This window comes from Candidatus Dependentiae bacterium, from assembly GCA_018266175.1.
In the GTDB taxonomy this organism is placed as follows: Bacteria; Babelota; Babeliae; order Babelales; family RVW-14; genus JAFEAY01.
In genome coordinates this window covers 102380-117941 of the sequence record JAFEAY010000010.1, presented here as the reverse complement: position 1 = coordinate 117941, position 15562 = coordinate 102380, and the positions used below count along the sequence as shown (strand labels likewise).

General features: G+C 38.7%; 19 protein-coding genes. 14 read left to right on the top strand and 5 right to left on the bottom strand.

Features of this window, described 5'->3' with window-relative positions:
- Positions 1 to 79: 79 nt before the first annotated feature.
- The 5 genes from JST56_03020 (at position 80) to JST56_03000 (ending at position 2903) form a co-directional block, all read left to right on the top strand.
- Positions 80 to 337, top strand: a complete 258-nt coding sequence (locus JST56_03020; protein ID MBS1987941.1) for a hypothetical protein — start codon at positions 80 to 82, stop codon at positions 335 to 337.
- A 23-nt stretch (positions 338 to 360) separates the two neighbouring features.
- Positions 361 to 960, top strand: a complete 600-nt coding sequence (locus JST56_03015) for an IS982 family transposase (protein ID MBS1987940.1) — start codon at positions 361 to 363, stop codon at positions 958 to 960.
- 120 nt (positions 961 to 1080) lie between these two features.
- Complete coding sequence (locus JST56_03010) at positions 1081 to 1713, top strand: methylated-DNA--[protein]-cysteine S-methyltransferase (protein ID MBS1987939.1); 633 nt, start codon at positions 1081 to 1083, stop codon at positions 1711 to 1713.
- On the top strand, positions 1710 to 2408 hold the full coding sequence (locus JST56_03005; protein MBS1987938.1) for a DNA alkylation repair protein: 699 nt from the start codon (positions 1710 to 1712) through the stop codon (positions 2406 to 2408). Before JST56_03010 ends, JST56_03005 begins: the two co-directional genes overlap by 4 nt.
- A gap of 159 nt (positions 2409 to 2567) precedes the next feature.
- Positions 2568 to 2903, top strand: coding sequence for a tRNA-binding protein (locus JST56_03000; protein MBS1987937.1), 336 nt, complete (start codon positions 2568 to 2570; stop codon positions 2901 to 2903).
- 152 nt (positions 2904 to 3055) lie between these two features.
- Here the strand turns inward: JST56_03000 and JST56_02995 are convergent, their stop codons facing one another.
- Both JST56_02995 and JST56_02990 read right to left on the bottom strand, forming a co-directional pair.
- Positions 3056 to 3520, bottom strand: coding sequence for a hypothetical protein (locus tag JST56_02995; GenBank protein MBS1987936.1), 465 nt, complete (start codon positions 3518 to 3520; stop codon positions 3056 to 3058).
- A 36-nt stretch (positions 3521 to 3556) separates the two neighbouring features.
- Positions 3557 to 3859: a hypothetical protein gene (locus tag JST56_02990; GenBank protein MBS1987935.1), complete on the bottom strand. Its 303-nt coding sequence runs from the start codon at positions 3857 to 3859 to the stop codon at positions 3557 to 3559.
- Positions 3860 to 4166: 307 nt separating this feature from the next.
- Between JST56_02990 and JST56_02985 the strand changes: the two genes are divergently transcribed.
- From JST56_02985 to JST56_02965, 5 genes are read left to right on the top strand one after another with little or no spacing between them, the layout of a single operon-like run.
- Positions 4167 to 4571 (top strand): nucleoside triphosphate pyrophosphohydrolase, encoded by a 405-nt coding sequence (locus JST56_02985; protein ID MBS1987934.1) that lies wholly within the window; start codon positions 4167 to 4169, stop codon positions 4569 to 4571.
- Between the two features lies 1 nt (position 4572).
- Positions 4573 to 4887, top strand: a complete 315-nt coding sequence (locus JST56_02980) for a nucleotidyltransferase domain-containing protein (protein MBS1987933.1) — start codon at positions 4573 to 4575, stop codon at positions 4885 to 4887.
- Positions 4884 to 5282, top strand: coding sequence for a nucleotidyltransferase substrate binding protein (locus JST56_02975; GenBank protein MBS1987932.1), 399 nt, complete (start codon positions 4884 to 4886; stop codon positions 5280 to 5282). Before JST56_02980 ends, JST56_02975 begins: the two co-directional genes overlap by 4 nt.
- A gap of 2 nt (positions 5283 to 5284) precedes the next feature.
- On the top strand, positions 5285 to 5878 hold the full coding sequence (locus JST56_02970; GenBank protein ID MBS1987931.1) for an SAP domain-containing protein: 594 nt from the start codon (positions 5285 to 5287) through the stop codon (positions 5876 to 5878).
- A 17-nt stretch (positions 5879 to 5895) separates the two neighbouring features.
- Positions 5896 to 6372 (top strand): NUDIX domain-containing protein, encoded by a 477-nt coding sequence (locus JST56_02965; GenBank protein MBS1987930.1) that lies wholly within the window; start codon positions 5896 to 5898, stop codon positions 6370 to 6372.
- A gap of 10 nt (positions 6373 to 6382) precedes the next feature.
- On the opposite strand, the gene JST56_02960 is transcribed toward JST56_02965, so the two are convergent.
- Positions 6383 to 7222, bottom strand: a complete 840-nt coding sequence (locus JST56_02960; protein MBS1987929.1) for a hypothetical protein — start codon at positions 7220 to 7222, stop codon at positions 6383 to 6385.
- 265 nt (positions 7223 to 7487) lie between these two features.
- On the opposite strand from JST56_02960, the gene JST56_02955 reads away from it, so the two are divergent.
- The 3 genes from JST56_02955 to JST56_02945 all read left to right on the top strand — a co-directional run bounded on the left by JST56_02955 (position 7488) and on the right by JST56_02945 (position 11406).
- Positions 7488 to 8189, top strand: a complete 702-nt coding sequence (locus JST56_02955; GenBank protein MBS1987928.1) for a hypothetical protein — start codon at positions 7488 to 7490, stop codon at positions 8187 to 8189.
- 61 nt (positions 8190 to 8250) lie between these two features.
- A complete protein-coding gene (locus JST56_02950) occupies positions 8251 to 10080 on the top strand; it encodes a DUF885 domain-containing protein (GenBank protein ID MBS1987927.1) in 1830 nt (609 codons plus the stop codon).
- Between the two features lie 165 nt (positions 10081 to 10245).
- On the top strand, positions 10246 to 11406 hold the full coding sequence (locus JST56_02945; GenBank protein ID MBS1987926.1) for an ATP-binding protein: 1161 nt from the start codon (positions 10246 to 10248) through the stop codon (positions 11404 to 11406).
- Between the two features lie 57 nt (positions 11407 to 11463).
- Here the strand turns inward: JST56_02945 and JST56_02940 are convergent, their stop codons facing one another.
- Positions 11464 to 12120: a hypothetical protein gene (locus tag JST56_02940; protein MBS1987925.1), complete on the bottom strand. Its 657-nt coding sequence runs from the start codon at positions 12118 to 12120 to the stop codon at positions 11464 to 11466.
- A gap of 70 nt (positions 12121 to 12190) precedes the next feature.
- The gene (locus JST56_02935; protein MBS1987924.1) at positions 12191 to 13615 is read right to left on the bottom strand and encodes an FAD-dependent oxidoreductase; all 1425 of its coding nucleotides are present in this window, start codon (positions 13613 to 13615) and stop codon (positions 12191 to 12193) included.
- 106 nt (positions 13616 to 13721) lie between these two features.
- On the opposite strand from JST56_02935, the gene JST56_02930 reads away from it, so the two are divergent.
- The gene (locus JST56_02930; protein MBS1987923.1) at positions 13722 to 15512 is read left to right on the top strand and encodes a hypothetical protein; all 1791 of its coding nucleotides are present in this window, start codon (positions 13722 to 13724) and stop codon (positions 15510 to 15512) included.
- The last annotated feature ends 50 nt before the right edge of the window (positions 15513 to 15562 follow it).

The following is a 15562-nucleotide window of genomic DNA, read 5'->3' as shown; positions in this document are numbered from 1 at the left end:
GAACTCGATAATTTGAAAAACAAAAAAAATATGCTTCCCTAGAGGATAATCACAACCTCAAACAAGAAAGGGAAGCGTAATGATGTTAACAAAAATTTTTTGTGAAGTTTATGATTTTTTAAAAAAAGCTGATTTTAGAAGTCGAATATTGGCCCGTGAAGAGCAAAAAAACCTCGGCAGAAAACAAAAAATGACAAAAGCTGATGCGATAACAATTCTTATTTTTTATAATTTTTCTAAGCGCTCAACATTCAAAGATTACTATGAAATGGATGTCTTAGGGTGGTTAAAATCAGCTTTTGATTGCGTGGTGAGCTATAATAGATCCTTGAGTTAATCGGAAAAATGCTGCAGGAAATATTGGGATTTCTTTGTTCAAGATGCTTAGGAAAGCCAACGCCAGTAAATTTTATCGACTCAACTTCATACGAAGTATGCAACATTTATAGAGCATCAAGCCACAAAGTATTTGATGGATTTTCGCAAAAGGGAAAAACATCTACGGGGTGGTTTTTCGGAATGAAGCTTCACCTGATTATCAACATGTACGGGGAAATTGTTAGTTTTTACTTAACACCCGGCAATATCCACGACGCCAACGAAAAAGTTATAGACAAATTAACAACAGGATTAACAGGTAAACTCGTTGGTGATCGAGGATATCTTTCGACAAAAAATTTCAAAAATCTCTGGAACAAGGGGATCAAATTGATTACAAAAATTAGAAAAAATATGAAAAATAAGCTTATGGATTTTGAAGAAAAAATGCTTTTACGAAAGCGAGCAGTGATAGAATCTGTATTTTCAAAGCTCAAAGAATCCTATCATTTAGAACACTCTCGGCATCGATCAAAAGATAATTTTCTTGGACATTTACTTGCGACGTTATGCGCTTATAAGTTTGATTCTAGAAAGCCATCAATTTATGCTTGTCCTGTAGCACAAATCAATGGCTTTTAATTATCGAGTTCGCGTTAATTAAAATCAGTGCCTGATTTTCAGCCGCATGTTCTAATAAATGCGTTATAATGATGAACATCATAATATTAAAATTACAAATCGCTGTCGCGCGGGGCCAAAATGTTATCAGAAGAAAAAAAGCATGAATTTTATCGGGTGAACGCTGGGTATGAATCAAGAAGCGGATTGAGTGATGCATTTTCTAAAATTATTAGAGCAGTACCCACGCATTTTGGCAAGCATACTAATATTCTTAAGGCATCTTCGTTAGACACGCCGCTTGGTCCAATGCTTGCAATTGCCGATGAACGGTTTCTATACCTCTTGGAATTTCTTGAATGTCGAGGTCTCGAGCGAGAGGTAGAAAGGCTGTGTATCACAACGAAGTCTGCTATTATCGCTGGAACTACAGATCCAATTACTTCTATCCAAAGAGAGCTTAAGTTATACTTTGACGGTACGCTAAAAATTTTTGAAACACCAATATTTCTTTTGGGAAGTCCATTTCAAAAACTTGCTTGGGAGATGTTAACGCTCATTCCATATGGAGAGACGAGAAGTTATTTAGCGCAAGCAATTCAGATTGGTAAGCCATCAGCAAGTCGAGCTGTCGCCAATGCCAATGGAGCTAATCAAATTGCTATCGTGATTCCATGCCACCGCATTATTAATAGTGATGGAAAATTAGGTGGATATGGTGGTGGTATTGGTCGTAAAACATGGCTTCTTGAGCATGAAAGAAAAAATAAATGACCAATATAATCGCTATAAAAAATCTTCTGCAACAATCGATTAGCATTCCCAAGGAACGGCATTCAGCTTTTTTTAAAACAGGTGTTGGGCACTATGCGGAGCATGATCAATTTATTGGCGTGAAGGTTCCAACATTACGGATAATTGCCAAAAGTTATAACAACTTATCTTTATCTGAAATACAAGTTTTGTTTGACTCACCAATCAATGAAGAACGGCTTCTCGCCTTATTTATTTTGGTCGGGCAGTATCAAAAAGCAAAAGACAATTTAAAAGATGAGCTGTATCAATTTTACGTGAGCAATTTGAAGCGGGTAAATAACTGGAACCTTGTCGACGCTTCAGCGCATTTGATTATTGGAGCACATTTACTCAAGCGTGATAGGGCAATACTCTTTTCGCTTGCACAATCAGAGCTCATGTGGGCGCGCCGTATTGCAATAGTTTCAACATGGTATTTCATTCGTCATAACGATCTAGAAGATACGTTTAAACTCGCTGTAATCTTATTACAAGATACGCATGACCTCATTCACAAAGCAGTTGGTTGGATGCTGCGTGAAGCGGGGAAAAAGAATCAAAGTAAACTTATCGCATTCCTTGATAAGCATGCGCGCCATATGCCCCGAACGATGCTGCGCTATGCGATTGAAAAATTTCCCGAAAATCAGAGGCAGTTATATTTGCTTTGCTGAAGTTTTATCAGAATTGCTGACTGGATTATGTGTGCATGGAGCTTTATTTTCGAAAATAATAAGAACTCAAAAATTGGATTGTGATCCCCAAAGATCTTTGATACCTTACTGCGTGCGTGATCAATCAAAAAAGTAAAACCGTTCATGGAAGGGACAAATATGCCAATTTCGTATGAAGATTTCGAGAAAGTTGATTTACGCTCGGGTACCGTAATCAAAGTTGAAGAGTTCTTACGCGCAAAAAAGCCTGCTTACAAAGTATGGGCAGATTTTGGTCCTGACATTGGCGTGCTTCAAACGTCAGCTCAAGTGACGGTACATTACACTCCCGAATCATTGGTTGGTAAGTCAATTGTTGGTTGTGTTAACTTGGGAGAAAAAAACATTGCAGGATTTCTTTCACAATTTCTTTTGGTTGGTTTTTCAGATGAGCAGGGTGCTATTTGCTTGGTAACCGTTGACTCAAAAGTACCAAATGGAATGAAACTTCATTGATTCAAGCAATATCAGGTTTTCACTTGCAACTTTCAGTATGTTTTTTTTGCTATATGGGGCTGCTTGATTTTGAAGAAAAAAAAGGATTCTTTTTTTTCCCGTGTGGATGATTTAGGGTATAGTGATTGCGCTACTCAAAGGTTGTTTTTTAATTATTGAGAAGTTATTTTCCAGGATGATGCATTACAATTAATGCATGGAATTTTAAGATCTTGTGCAATCTGAAGCATACAATTTGAAATCTTTTGCAGATCTGATTGTGCCAGTACTGTTATAAATTCGTCCATGACGTTTTTCATTTTGTTGAATTCTACTTCATTCGCAATAGATTTCATGCTCGATCCAATAAGATGTCCATGAACGTATGCCCATGTGATTTTTTCTTTTTTGCATTGCATGCATTGAAGTTTCGGACATGCCTTACCTTGTTTATTATCAAATTCTATTGCAGCACTTTTAAGTTTGTCCAAATACGTTGTAAAGATACTGAATCGATCAAGTTGGGCAGTTTCCTCACTGGTTGGCGTTGCTGCCTTATTAGGTATAGTATTATCCAAGCAATGGACATGTGAATACGTAATAAACAAAAAGGTTGTAATGACTTTTAAGAACTTCATATTCTACCTTCGCCTTAAACTTACTACTCTACAGGATTATTTTTTGCTATCATCTTTGAGGTAGTTTTTTTGTATTTCGTCTTTAGAATCACAAGGATAAGGATCCCATTTCATTTTTTTGCAGCCAGGGCAAGTCAGAGACATAAAATTTGCATATGCAGTCATAGACTCGTCGATCCAACCCTTTGTTGGTGTTTCCCAGTATTCTTTAAGCTTGGCAACTATTAACGGTACAAGGCTTGGCAAAACGAATTTCCCAAGGTGGCAAGAAACATACACTAAAAATTCTCTCACACCCATGAGTCGACCACATTTTTTGTTACGGCATTTGATTTGCATAAACGATTCCTGCAATGAAAATACTATTATTTGCGTTTTGATAGCAAGTCTAGTTTGATAAAGTTAAAAAACAATAGTAGAAGCGCAAGATGGTGATTTTGTGATCCCTTTTATAAGCGAAATTCCTGTGCTGAAAAGAGCATATCATTGGTCTAAATTGCAATCGTTCAAGCGCATCATCTAAAAATCTATGACTCAATTAAGAGCAAAATTGCTTATTACAGGCTTCCCCTTTTCCAAATTTTTAGTTGCTGTATGCTCTGCGTAAGAACAGGAAATTGATAAAGAGATGAATAAGGATTATCTCATGAAAATGCGAACATTTTATCAAAATAAGTTATGGCGCGATAAAGCGGTTGAAAAGATGGAGAAACATGGCTCTGTTATGCATTGGAGACGACTTGACGATGCCCAGTACAGCCAACAGCTTCAGCTTAAGTTAGTAGAAGAAGCCCAAGAAGTGGTTGAAGCACAATCTGGTGAGGAGCTTATTGCAGAGCTTGCCGATGTCCTTGATGTTGTTGAAGCTCTTTGTATTTTGCATGGCATTACGTCTGAACAGATAGCCCATGCTCAGGCGAAAAGATACAATGAGCGGGGTGGTTTTTCAAATCGTATCTTTGTTGAAAAAGCGGAACATCCAGAGGGAAGTTTTGGTGTTGAATATTGTTTAGCGCAACCTCAGAAATATCCTGAGATTATTGAGGAATAGTATGACCTCTTATCAAGAAGAAATTAGATCGTTACAATTTTTTAAAGATTTAACTAAGCTTCCGTTTATCGAAATAATTTATCTTTATGGCTCTCGAGCTCGTGGAGATCATAAGAATAGATCTGATATAGACCTTGCAGTTGTCTGTCCTCAAGCAAGCGATGATGATTGGTATTTAGTACTTGATCTTGTTGATAAGGCGGATACTTTGCTTAAAATTGATTGCGTGAGGTTTGATCGACTTGCCGATAATAATCCATTGAAAAAGTCTATAGTTTCTGATGGGGTGATTCTTTATCAAAAGGAAAAAAAATGAGAGACAGTCGCATAGAACAATCTTTGCAACAGGCAAAAAAAGCCCTACAAGCACTTGGTGTCATGGTCCGTAAGCCCATGGATGAAGATCGAGGAAATATTGATGCATCGATTCAACGATTTGAATTTACGATTGAGCTTTTCTGGAAACTGTTAAAACGCATTTTAGAAGCAAAAGGTGTTGAGGTAAGATATCCTAAAGATGTTTTGCAGGAAGCGTATGCTGGTGGGCTCATCGACGATGACAAGATGTGGCTTAAAATGTTAAGAGACCGAAACTTGACGTCGCATACTTATGATGAAAACCTTGCAGATGAAATTTATGCACACATTAAACTGTATTATCCTATCTTAGAACAAGCTCTTCAAAAAGTTGAAAATACACTGAGTATTTGATAATGAAAAAGTTTCCACTTTTAAGCAAGCATGATCAACAAGCTCTTAATGATGCGCAGCATTACATGAGCATGGCTGAGCTTAAACATGTCTGTTTAGCTCTCAAGCTTCCTCATGCGGGTATGAAAGCTGCCATTATTGCCCGAATTATGCATTTTATAGAAACTGGAAAAATTTTAGCGGAGCCTGTAATCCCCGACATTTCTCGAGCAAAAAAGCATCAAGTTGTGTTGCTCAAACCAGAAAGCTTGATTTTATACGGCAGTCATAAAAACGACTTGGCGACACGTCTCTTTTTTAAAAAGTTCATTGGCGAGCACTTCCACTTTACTGCGGTTGGGCACGATTGGATCAGGGCGCGATGGCTTGAGGGTAAACCACCAACGTATCAAGAATTTGCAGATTTTTGGGAAGAAGCACGAAAAGCGAATACAATATGCCCCAAGCAAGAATGGGCCTACTTGAGTTTTATTCAGCGCTTTGTAGCTGCAAACCCGAATGCTTCACGACCTGAGATTACCGTGAGTTGGAAGATTGAGCGTGAGAAAAAAGTTAAAGAAGCTTACGTGCTTTTGAAAAAGATAGAAACACCATAAAATAAAAAAAGAATTTCATGAGCGAAAATACAAACATTCACACGCTTGCCCGTGCTGTTATTATTGACCAAGGACATATTTTGCTGGCTCATCACCCAAGCTGGAAGCAAGGGCACTACTATCTGCCTGGTGGGCATATTGAACATGGAGAAAGCGCGCAGCAGACTGTACTACGTGAGCTTGATGAAGAGATGGGGATTGCTTTTACACTACAAAGATTTGTGGGTTGCTTAGAATATTCATTTCAACCCAATCTGGGAGCTCGAGTGTGTCATACCCATGAGTATAATTTCTTATTTCTTGCAACATCACCCGAACTTAAAGCCGGTGTAATACCTGCTCAAAAAGAAGAGCATGTTGCATTTGCTTGGGCTCCGCTTGAAAGTCTTAGTTCCATAAATCTTTTACCAGAACCACTTACTGAGCTCATTCCTGCATGGTGCAAACTTGATCTTGTTTATGCTTTTACGACTAAAATGATCGAGCACAAGTAACCGTTTTAGTCTAGACTGCAGGATCTGGTACTGGCACAGGTGCTGGCTGTTGTCTATACCCTAAATTCTTAGCTAATAGATCAACAGATGGAAATTGTACTGTCGTCTGAGCAGTGTCTGAATCGATGCTTGCAAGAGCAACGGTGAGTATGGTTAGGCCCAAGAAAAGACCTGCAACTGCCCAAGGCAAAGAAGAATTCCAAAGCGATGATTGTGATGAATAGTGGAGAATTCCGAGTTGTTTAAGTTTACGTTGAAGCTGCTGTTGGCGATCAAGTAAAATATTCATAATCTCTTTTTTATCATGGCGATCAAGTTCTTCAATACGAGCTAAGTCTTGTTGAACATGCTCAAGGAGATCGATAATTTCAGCGATTGATATTTTTTGTTCTACGTCGTTCATGGTCAAATCTTGAGCAGTGGTAGCATTTGTTTCATAGGTATCAAGTGAGCTGTATGGTGAGCGTGTTGGTACTGGCTGACTTATTTGGCAATGAATGATGCTTTTGAGTGTGAGTACTAAAAGATAGCTTGCAACAATAACCTCAATGCTTGCTATCCGATTTAAATAATCGAGTATTTCTGGAGAAAGCTTTTGTAGTTCATTATGTCCTAAGCAAGACAATAATGGAGTGAGTTTGTCTCTCAAGTTAACTTCTTGTGCAAAAACAAGTGGGGAGAGAGGGAGTATTGCTGTTGTATTTGTTTGTTCTTGGATAACAACAGGTTTTAATGCATCAGATATTACAGCGTTATTTGAAGAAGGAATACCTGTGATTTGCGCTCCAAGCTCACACACAAAAAATAGGCTCAGTGTTTGTGCCAGTATAAAAGAAAAATGCTGATTCATTAAACACCTCATATGTGACGGGTCGCTTTTTTATAAAAAATTTTCATCTAAGTATCGTTTAGTATTTGGGATTATACCCAAATGTCAACTAAAAGCGAATGTGTATATTCAATGTGAAATATTTTGCTCACAAGAAGATGCATGGCTTGTGCTTAAGCCATGAGCGCAAGTAGAGGTATAAATGCTTGTAATTCTTCTGTCTCTATGGCTATAGTACAAGCTATAACGTATCAAGTGCTTTTGAAAAGAAAATAGGAGAAATAGGATGATAACTGCACGATATGCATCACATCTGATGCTGGTATCTATTTTTTGTTTATCTCAAGGGTTAGGGCTGCAGGCTTTTGGTGAGGGGGCTGTGCGGACCAGTGGGGTCTTAGAACCTAAGTTTGTTCCACTGGAAGAGGGGCAGGGAAGTTATGTTGTGAAAATTTATGACGATAACACTGCTCTTACGATTAAAGATATCTCATTTTCTGGTAGAACATCTATTGGTGGAATACGCTCAGAAAAAGATGATTCAATTATGCAGCTTAAGCTTTCTAAAGTAAAAGAAATTCGCATCATCAAACCTATTTTTCAAAGCAAGCGTTTTAGTGACCAAGAATTCACACTGGCAAGTATTACGACTAATAATGGAGCAACTGTTGATAATCTGCTTATTCCTAAAAATATTGTAATTTGCGGTGTTGAAGAAGCAACACAAATTGAACGTGCGTGGCTTTTCAGTAAGCTCACCAAGTTAGTTATTGAATCAGGTGTCAAACCACCCAAGACATCAAAAGTTAAAAAAGAATCAACTAAAGAGTTGAATCAGAAAGCTCTTGAGCAGCAAGTTGAATTTTCCAAGCAAGCAAAAAAGCAAAGCGTTCAGCGTGGAATTTTGGATGCAGTTGAAGGTATCTTTGGGGCCTTTTATGATTTAGTTATTGCGATTGTGCAGTTCTTTGTTCGCTTAATTCGGTAAGTAGTTATCCTTTTTAGGATTTTTTAAAAAGAAGTTGAGAGCGCATAGAGAGGCTGAGGGAATGTTACAACCAATTTATGGTAAATGTATAATTTTTACGTGCTTATCAACTCTTTTTTTCTCAGGATTTTCACAAGACCATGGGACTCAAAATTCTTGGTTTAATCAACTCTTTGCAGCAGATACTCTTGATAGTTACCAATGGCTGCCGCACCGTGGTTTTTTCGATCAGTTTGCAAACTATCAGCAAAATACGTTGCTTAATGATGTCTCTTGTAAAAATATACTTCAAGGTTTTGAGCGTAAAAAAGAATTACTCAAGACCTTAGAAAAAAATGAAAGCAAGATGATTTCTTTGCAAGATCGGATTTCTTATAAAATATTTCATTGGGAATTAAGGAGAGCTGTTGCAGGAGAAAGTTTTTTGTTTCATGAATATCGAGTTACGCAGATTTTTGGAATCCTCTCAAATATAACCTCTCTTTTTACCAGTATTCATTCGCTTAAGAGTTCGCGCGACGTTGAGTCGTATCTTGCACGTCTCAAGATAATTCCAGAATACCTTGAGCAAACCATAGAACTTCTTGATTATCAAAAGAGTAAAGGGATTATGCTTCCTGCTTTTGCAATGGAAAAAGTGATCAACATAATTAAAAAAATGACTCCTCGTTTGATAACGGAGAACATCTTTTATTCGCATTTTGCAAAGCTGATTGAAACTATCAATTCAAAGCAGAAAAGTTTCTATCTTGAGCGCGCTCAAATTGTCATTGAAACCTCTGTTTACCAAGCGTATGAACGTTTAAAGGAATGCTGTACTAAAATTTTACGTGCATCGCATTCTCATCACGGAGTGTGGGCTCTTCCTGATGGTGATCGATACTATGAATATATGCTTGAAAAGCATACAACAGTACCATTGTCAGCTGATGAAATTCATGAACTTGGGTTGCAAGAAGTGTATAAAATACATAAAGAAATGAGAGTTTTACTCACCCAAGAAGGAGTTGTAGATTCAAGGAGTAGTGTTGGAAAGCTCATGCAAATTTATAGCCGGAATCCTGACTTTTATTATCCTGAAACTGCTGCAGGTCGAGCTGCTTGCTTGGCTGAATTTGAAACAATTTTAGCCAGGTGTCGAAGACAACTTTCTCATTTATTTAATTGTAAGCCTAAAAAATTGGTGCACATCAAAGCGGTCCCTCTGCATGAAGAAGATGGAATGGCCGGAGCATATTACGCAAGGCCAAGTATTGACGGTGTTCGCCCAGGAACTTTTTTTGTTAACCTTCGCTCGATGAAAGAGCTTCCTCGGTATGAAATGGAAACGCTTACGGTGCATGAAGCAGAGCCTGGGCACCATTTTCAGCTCTCGCTTCAAATGGAAATGGATATTCCGTTACAGCGTAAGTTAGGAACGTATACTGCTTTTATTGAAGGGTGGGCTTTGTATGTAGAAAAACTTGCATACGAAGAGAATTTTTATTCTTCAGTTGCAGCAAAGCTTGGTCATCTTCAAGATGAGCTGTTGCGCGCAGCGCGGCTTGTTGTTGATACTGGCATTCATAAGAAGCGCTGGACCAGGGAACAAGCAATTGCCTACATGAAAGAAGCAACTGGTTACCATCAAGATTCAATTGTTACTGAAGTAGAGCGCTATTTTGTATGGCCAGGTCAAGCATGCGCTTATAAAATTGGGCAACTTAAAATTCTTGAACTTCGTCAGCGTGCTCGCTCTGCGCTGGGCAATGATTTTGATATTCGTGAATTTCATGATGTTATTTTAACACTGGGTGCAGCTCCACTCGTGGTTCTAGAAGAAGTGATTGATCTCTATATTCATAACAATCTTAATAAGCAACCCGCAGGTTTTTGCCAAGTAGCTTCATAGCTGTGCGCTCTCCTGATTTATGAGATTTTACATGGTTTTAGGTATGTTCAGGGTAATTTTCTTGCAAAATGACGGCGCTACCGTCATAATGAGACGCAAATTGACGGTAGCGCCGTCATTTTGCGTTTAAAGCGAGGTTAGTTTGGCATAAGTTTAAGGGTTAACATGGATTTTAAGTATATAAAAAGAGCTTTTAAGGAACCAGAACAGAGCTATTTTCTCTTCGGACCTCGGGGTACTGGAAAATCGACCATGACCGTGAAAAACAATCCTGATGCTCTTTTAATCGATTTACGCCTTGCCGATGTTCGCTATCGACTTTCAGCAAATCCAGATCATCTTACTGAACTTGTAAGTGCACAGCCAGATGGTGCTACTATCATTATCGATGAAATTCAAAAGATTCCAGAGCTCCTTTCTATTGTTCATATGCTCATTGAAAAGAAGCGCAAATGGAGATTCATTCTTACCGGTTCTAGCGCGCGAAAGCTCAAGCGGCAGGGCGTAGATTTGCTTGGAGGTCGTGCATTAAGAAAGGTACTACATCCATTTATGGCATCTGAGCTTAAGCAGCATTTTAATCTTGAGCAAGCTTTATCTTATGGACTTCTTCCTCTTCGTTTTGCTCATGAAGATGCACTTGAAACGCTTCAAGCTTATATCAGTCTTTATCTAGAAGAAGAGGTCAAGATGGAGGGGTTGATTCGTCATTACGAATCGTTTACTCGATTTCTTCATATTATGAGTCTTTCACATGGATCTATTTTGAATATCACAAACATTGCTCGTGAATGTCATGTAAAACGAACCACCGTAAGTGACTGGATTTCTATTTTAGAAGACCTTCTCATTTGTTATCAGATTAATGTTTTTACCCAGAGAGCTAAGCGAGAGTTAAGTGCACATCCTAAATTTTATCTTTTTGATGTGGGTGTTTATCGTGCATTGCGACCAAGGTCTATAAAAGATAGCGAATCAGAAGTTAATGGTGCTGGTCTGGAGGGGCTTGTTCTGCAGCATCTCATGGCATGGAAAGATTATACATCTGAAAAACATGAGATAAGCTTTTGGCGTACAAGATCGGGTCTTGAAGTCGATTTTGTTGTTTTTGGGGCACTTGGTTTTTGGGCAATAGAAGTTAAAAATGCTGAAAAGATACGCTCTGAAGATCTTAAATCTCTTGTCGAATTTCAAGAAGATTATCCCGAGGCAAAAGTTATTTTGCTTTATCGAGGCAAGGAGCGGTTGCTGAAGAATAATGTGCTTTGTCTGCCATGCGAAGATTTTCTTAAAATAATTTGTCCCAATGCTCCATTATCTTCATGAAAAACAGGATAATCTTCTTAAAATGCGACATGTGAACTACTGAATTTGTTGCTTCAGTTATTCTAAATCAAGAATGTATACCTGAGCCCCAAAAAGATATTCCGCTGGTATTTTCATTAAAAACGGCAAGTGATCAAGTCCTCGTGCGTGTTGGCATTTCTTAAAACCGAATGATTCGGTTTGAGCTCTGTATTTGTTCATTATTTCCCCTTGTGCTGAAGGATAGAGATCAACAGTAAGGAGATGCTTTATATTGTTGTACTTTTCATCACTAACAAAATACTCTTTGCAGGCTGTGCTAAAGGCTTCAGGGCTTATCTCTTGCTCGATATAACCATATCTGCTGGTATGAGCAATGTTGCTATCCTGACTGTTTATAGTGAATGAAAAGAAGCCTAGAATTTTTGGATTGTTATCGTCTTGATTAGTCTCATGGAGAACAAAGAGCTTAGTGGTTTTTTTGGAAAATATTTCTTCTTTTGCCAGATTGAGTCGCTTTGTCATATGTTTTTCGGGATTTGATAAACCGAACGCTTTTACTACTAGCCATGGGAGCGTATCTTTGAGTTCATTGATCAGTGGTATATGCATTGTTTGTGCAATCTGGCAGCAAGCCTCCCAGTCTTCAAGTGTTCCATCGTGTACAACTATGTCTCCAAACACACTGCTAAAAATAGTTATTACGCAAAGAAATAAATACGGTATGTACTTCATGACTTTTTCTCCCTCGTTATGGCTATCTGATAAATAAACTTTTCTTGTAACAAAATTACCGTATGTAGATCTAAGAAATCAACCTTTGAATCATTCGAGCTGTGCGCTCTCCTGACTCACAAGCAGCTTCAAGTGTTCCGGGAACATCCATAAGAATTGATGCATGCTCGCCGGCAAAAAAGAGTTTGCCATCAATGGGTGCAAAAAGTGTTTTGACCATTTCGCGATCGAGCTCCTGAAGTGCGGTGAGTACTTCTTCTTGTCCTGGTGCAATGTTGTGATACGAACCTTTGATATAAGGATCATTTGGCCAACTGTGCCCAACAGGAGTTTTATACTGAGCAAAAGGCTCATCGCGTGCAATGGTAGGTGTAGATGTTGGTAAATTCTCTTCATCATAAATAAGTTTTAAATGGGGTAGCTTTGACGTGTACAACTCCGCTATGTTTTGTGCCGTATAAAAACCTAAATCTTTTGTACAGTAAATGGTGAGCACTGTTTCATCGGCATTAAAATGTGTTCCAATGTCATCACCAATTGTTTGAACTTTAGTTTGGTAGTTTCCGGTGAGTGGCACAAGAATCTTTGCATTAGTACCGTACTGCACGTGGCGAATTGCAGTCAGCTTACTTTCGGGTATAACATTCGATTCAAAATTAATATCACCGTATGTTGAGCAAGGGTTTGCAAGTACGAGCACATCTGCGTGAACTACTTGTCCGTCTTGAAATGTAAGTTGGTATTGGCCAGAAGCACTTTGCGAAACCCATTTTAAAGGCATGTTTAGATGAACTCGATCATCAAGCTGTTGCGCAAGCGCCTGTGGCAAGAGGCTATTGCCTCCCGTGATGGTCAGATGATCGAAGTAACGGTTATTGTCGATTTCTTCAAAAGAGTGAGCTGTGCAGACACCGCCCAGGAGCATGTGCATAAGTGTTTCAGTATACCGTGGTGATAGATTTTCAAGAGGAGTGCCTTCGTATCCAGCAATCATGGTACTTACACACTTGTTGACCGGGTCTTCTGGGTTCAAAAGTTGATCAAGTACTACGCGCAGTGAGCTTGACGAGAGTGCCAGTTCATTTAATTGTACTTCAAGCTTTTCTAGGTTCAAGTTATGCTTACTCAAAAGTTCAGACAATGCGGTCAGTTTGTTATTATCAACGTAATGGGGGGCAAAGTGGATCTTGTCATAGTTGAGTGTGAGCCCGAGCTCGTTGATTAAGTTGATCATATTTGTAGCGGGTGCACCGTCAAAAATATTTTGTCCACCAAGCTCAGCGATATGGCCATCAACAAGTGCGGTGAGTATTCGACCTCCAACACGGGGCTTTGCTTCGTAAAGGTGAACGTCAATACCATTTTGAGCAAGACGGTATGCCGTTGTTAAGCCTGCTATACCAGCGCCGATAACAACCACTTTTTTATGCTCAGTGCATGCAATGTTTTTCATCATAAATACCACTAATAAAAAAAAATTTTTTAAATATTTCATTACTTTTTCCTTTGAAAATTAACGTCTTATAGTTATAGCAAGATATATTTTTTTATCTTATCTTTTAGGATAAACGTTATTTTTAAAGCTATTAAGGGAATATTGTATGATGAAGAATAATTTTTTTGTAGTGATGTTATTCATGCTTGTGAACAGCACTGTGATGGTACGGCCGCTTGATTATGCCGATCTTGTTACCGAGCAGGCGCATCCTAAGACAAAAAATTTGAGTTCTGTTTTAATGAGCAATACCGAAGATGGGTTACGTCTATTGAATGACATTGATTACTCGGTTATCTCTAGCTTACGTACTTTTCAAGCAGAGCAGTATCAAAATATTGTTACTCAAATTATAAAAACTATACAAAATAATGGACGAATCTTTTTTTTAGGATCTGGCTCCAGTGGACGTATTGCGCTTAATCTGACGGCGCAGTGGAATGAGTTATGCAAAAGATCAAGAAACCCAAAATTTGGTGAATATCAAAATCGAGTTATTGGCATTATTGCTGGTGGGTTGCGTGCTTTTATTCGTGCAAAAGAAGGTTTTGAAGATTCTGAGCAAGAGGGTGCGTTGGCACTTACTTCGCGCAATCTTAACGCAAACGATACAGTCTTTTTGCTTTCAGCAAGTGGATCAGCCGCATTTAATCATGGCGCAGCGCTGGCCGCCTTACAGTGCGGTGCCCTTTGTTATCACATTCTTAATGTTCCGGAAACATTGCCCAAAGCTGAAGCGCTTTTTGCACAAGGAATTATTCCCGTCAAAATTGCCACTCAGCCTCAAGCAATTAAAGGCTCAACGCGTCTGCAAGCTGCAACAGCAACCAACGTTGCTCTAAGTATGACGTTGCTTGCTGTTGTAGATCAGCTTGCAGGTAAAGAAGACACAGCTCAAAAAATTGCGGATCAACTGATTATTGATTTTGAAAAAGCCTGTCTGGAAATACGCACCATTATTCCAGAGATTGCAAAAATTATTGAAGGTGTTGTTCTGGTGCTTTCATCCCCGCATGCCAATTTCAGAAAAATTAAAGATGAGACCAATTGTGGGTACATTACCTATCTTGGCATGAACTTTTTACGTGAAATTATTACTGACAGTGTTGAGCTCAGTCCAACATTTTCAATTAACCCTACGCGTGGGAGCAATGAAGTTGGCAAGCGCCCTGAATTCAGAGCATTTATTCTGGGTGCTGAGAGCAATGCTGATGCGTGGCAACGGGTTTCTAATCGCGTGTTGACTGATGAAGAGCTTAAAGATGTGGCTGACGTAATTTTAGGCGGTGTGAACCAAGGTGCACAAGAAAGCTTTTTAGCGCGACCAGTAGGAGTTGGAAATATTGTCATAGTTGTTGTGAACGATGCTGATGATAAAAAGATCATTGAAAATGCAGTGCTAGAGTTGCAGCAACGAGGTGGTCAAACTGCGTTGATTCAGGTATCGTCTGGACTCAAACCAGCTTCATTAGAAAAGATGGTCAATACGAGCATTTTCCTTGGAGGTATATTATCGCCATGCGTGCAGTCGATGGCAACTAAGCAAATACTTAATCTCATTTCCAATGCTGCGATGATCAAGATGGGTAAAGTATGCGGAAATTTGATGATTGATGTGTGCGCATCAAATAAAAAACTTTTTGATAGAACCGTGCGCATTATTCGAGAGGTGTATGCGTTGCAAGCTCCTGCAAAGGTTGTGCCTTCTTATGATGAAGTGAACATAATGGTAGAAAAGGTTCAAGCTCAAAGAAAGTATATTGAAACAACACAATCGATATACTTACCATCAACTGTTAAAATTGCAAGTGTCATGCTATTGAAAAATATTTCATTTCAAGAGGCGGTTGATTGTTTGATTGGTTGTGAAGAGCGTCTTGATTGCATTTTGAGTTGAAAATGAGTTTAGTTGTTCCACGGTTTATAGCTGATAGCAAAGAAAAATTT

What these genes read in the sequence shown, in the direction of transcription:
- JST56_02965 (MBS1987930.1), top strand. Translation starts at nt 5,896, where the DNA reads ATGAGCGAAAATACAAACATTCACACGCTTGCCCGTGCTGTTATTATT.
- JST56_02995 (MBS1987936.1), bottom strand. Translation starts at nt 3,520, where the DNA reads ATGAAGTTCTTAAAAGTCATTACAACCTTTTTGTTTATTACGTATTCA.
- JST56_02975 (MBS1987932.1), top strand. Translation starts at nt 4,884, where the DNA reads ATGAGAGACAGTCGCATAGAACAATCTTTGCAACAGGCAAAAAAAGCC.
- JST56_02940 (MBS1987925.1), bottom strand. Translation starts at nt 12,120, where the DNA reads ATGAAGTACATACCGTATTTATTTCTTTGCGTAATAACTATTTTTAGC.
- JST56_02945 (MBS1987926.1), top strand. Translation starts at nt 10,246, where the DNA reads ATGGATTTTAAGTATATAAAAAGAGCTTTTAAGGAACCAGAACAGAGC.
- JST56_02935 (MBS1987924.1), bottom strand. Translation starts at nt 13,615, where the DNA reads ATGAAATATTTAAAAAATTTTTTTTTATTAGTGGTATTTATGATGAAA.
- JST56_03000 (MBS1987937.1), top strand. Translation starts at nt 2,568, where the DNA reads ATGCCAATTTCGTATGAAGATTTCGAGAAAGTTGATTTACGCTCGGGT.
- JST56_02950 (MBS1987927.1), top strand. Translation starts at nt 8,251, where the DNA reads ATGTTACAACCAATTTATGGTAAATGTATAATTTTTACGTGCTTATCA.
- JST56_02980 (MBS1987933.1), top strand. Translation starts at nt 4,573, where the DNA reads ATGACCTCTTATCAAGAAGAAATTAGATCGTTACAATTTTTTAAAGAT.
- JST56_02985 (MBS1987934.1), top strand. Translation starts at nt 4,167, where the DNA reads ATGAAAATGCGAACATTTTATCAAAATAAGTTATGGCGCGATAAAGCG.
- JST56_02955 (MBS1987928.1), top strand. Translation starts at nt 7,488, where the DNA reads ATGATAACTGCACGATATGCATCACATCTGATGCTGGTATCTATTTTT.
- JST56_03020 (MBS1987941.1), top strand. Translation starts at nt 80, where the DNA reads ATGATGTTAACAAAAATTTTTTGTGAAGTTTATGATTTTTTAAAAAAA.
- JST56_02960 (MBS1987929.1), bottom strand. Translation starts at nt 7,222, where the DNA reads ATGAATCAGCATTTTTCTTTTATACTGGCACAAACACTGAGCCTATTT.
- JST56_03005 (MBS1987938.1), top strand. Translation starts at nt 1,710, where the DNA reads ATGACCAATATAATCGCTATAAAAAATCTTCTGCAACAATCGATTAGC.
- JST56_02990 (MBS1987935.1), bottom strand. Translation starts at nt 3,859, where the DNA reads ATGCAAATCAAATGCCGTAACAAAAAATGTGGTCGACTCATGGGTGTG.
- JST56_02970 (MBS1987931.1), top strand. Translation starts at nt 5,285, where the DNA reads ATGAAAAAGTTTCCACTTTTAAGCAAGCATGATCAACAAGCTCTTAAT.
- JST56_02930 (MBS1987923.1), top strand. Translation starts at nt 13,722, where the DNA reads ATGATGAAGAATAATTTTTTTGTAGTGATGTTATTCATGCTTGTGAAC.
- JST56_03010 (MBS1987939.1), top strand. Translation starts at nt 1,081, where the DNA reads ATGTTATCAGAAGAAAAAAAGCATGAATTTTATCGGGTGAACGCTGGG.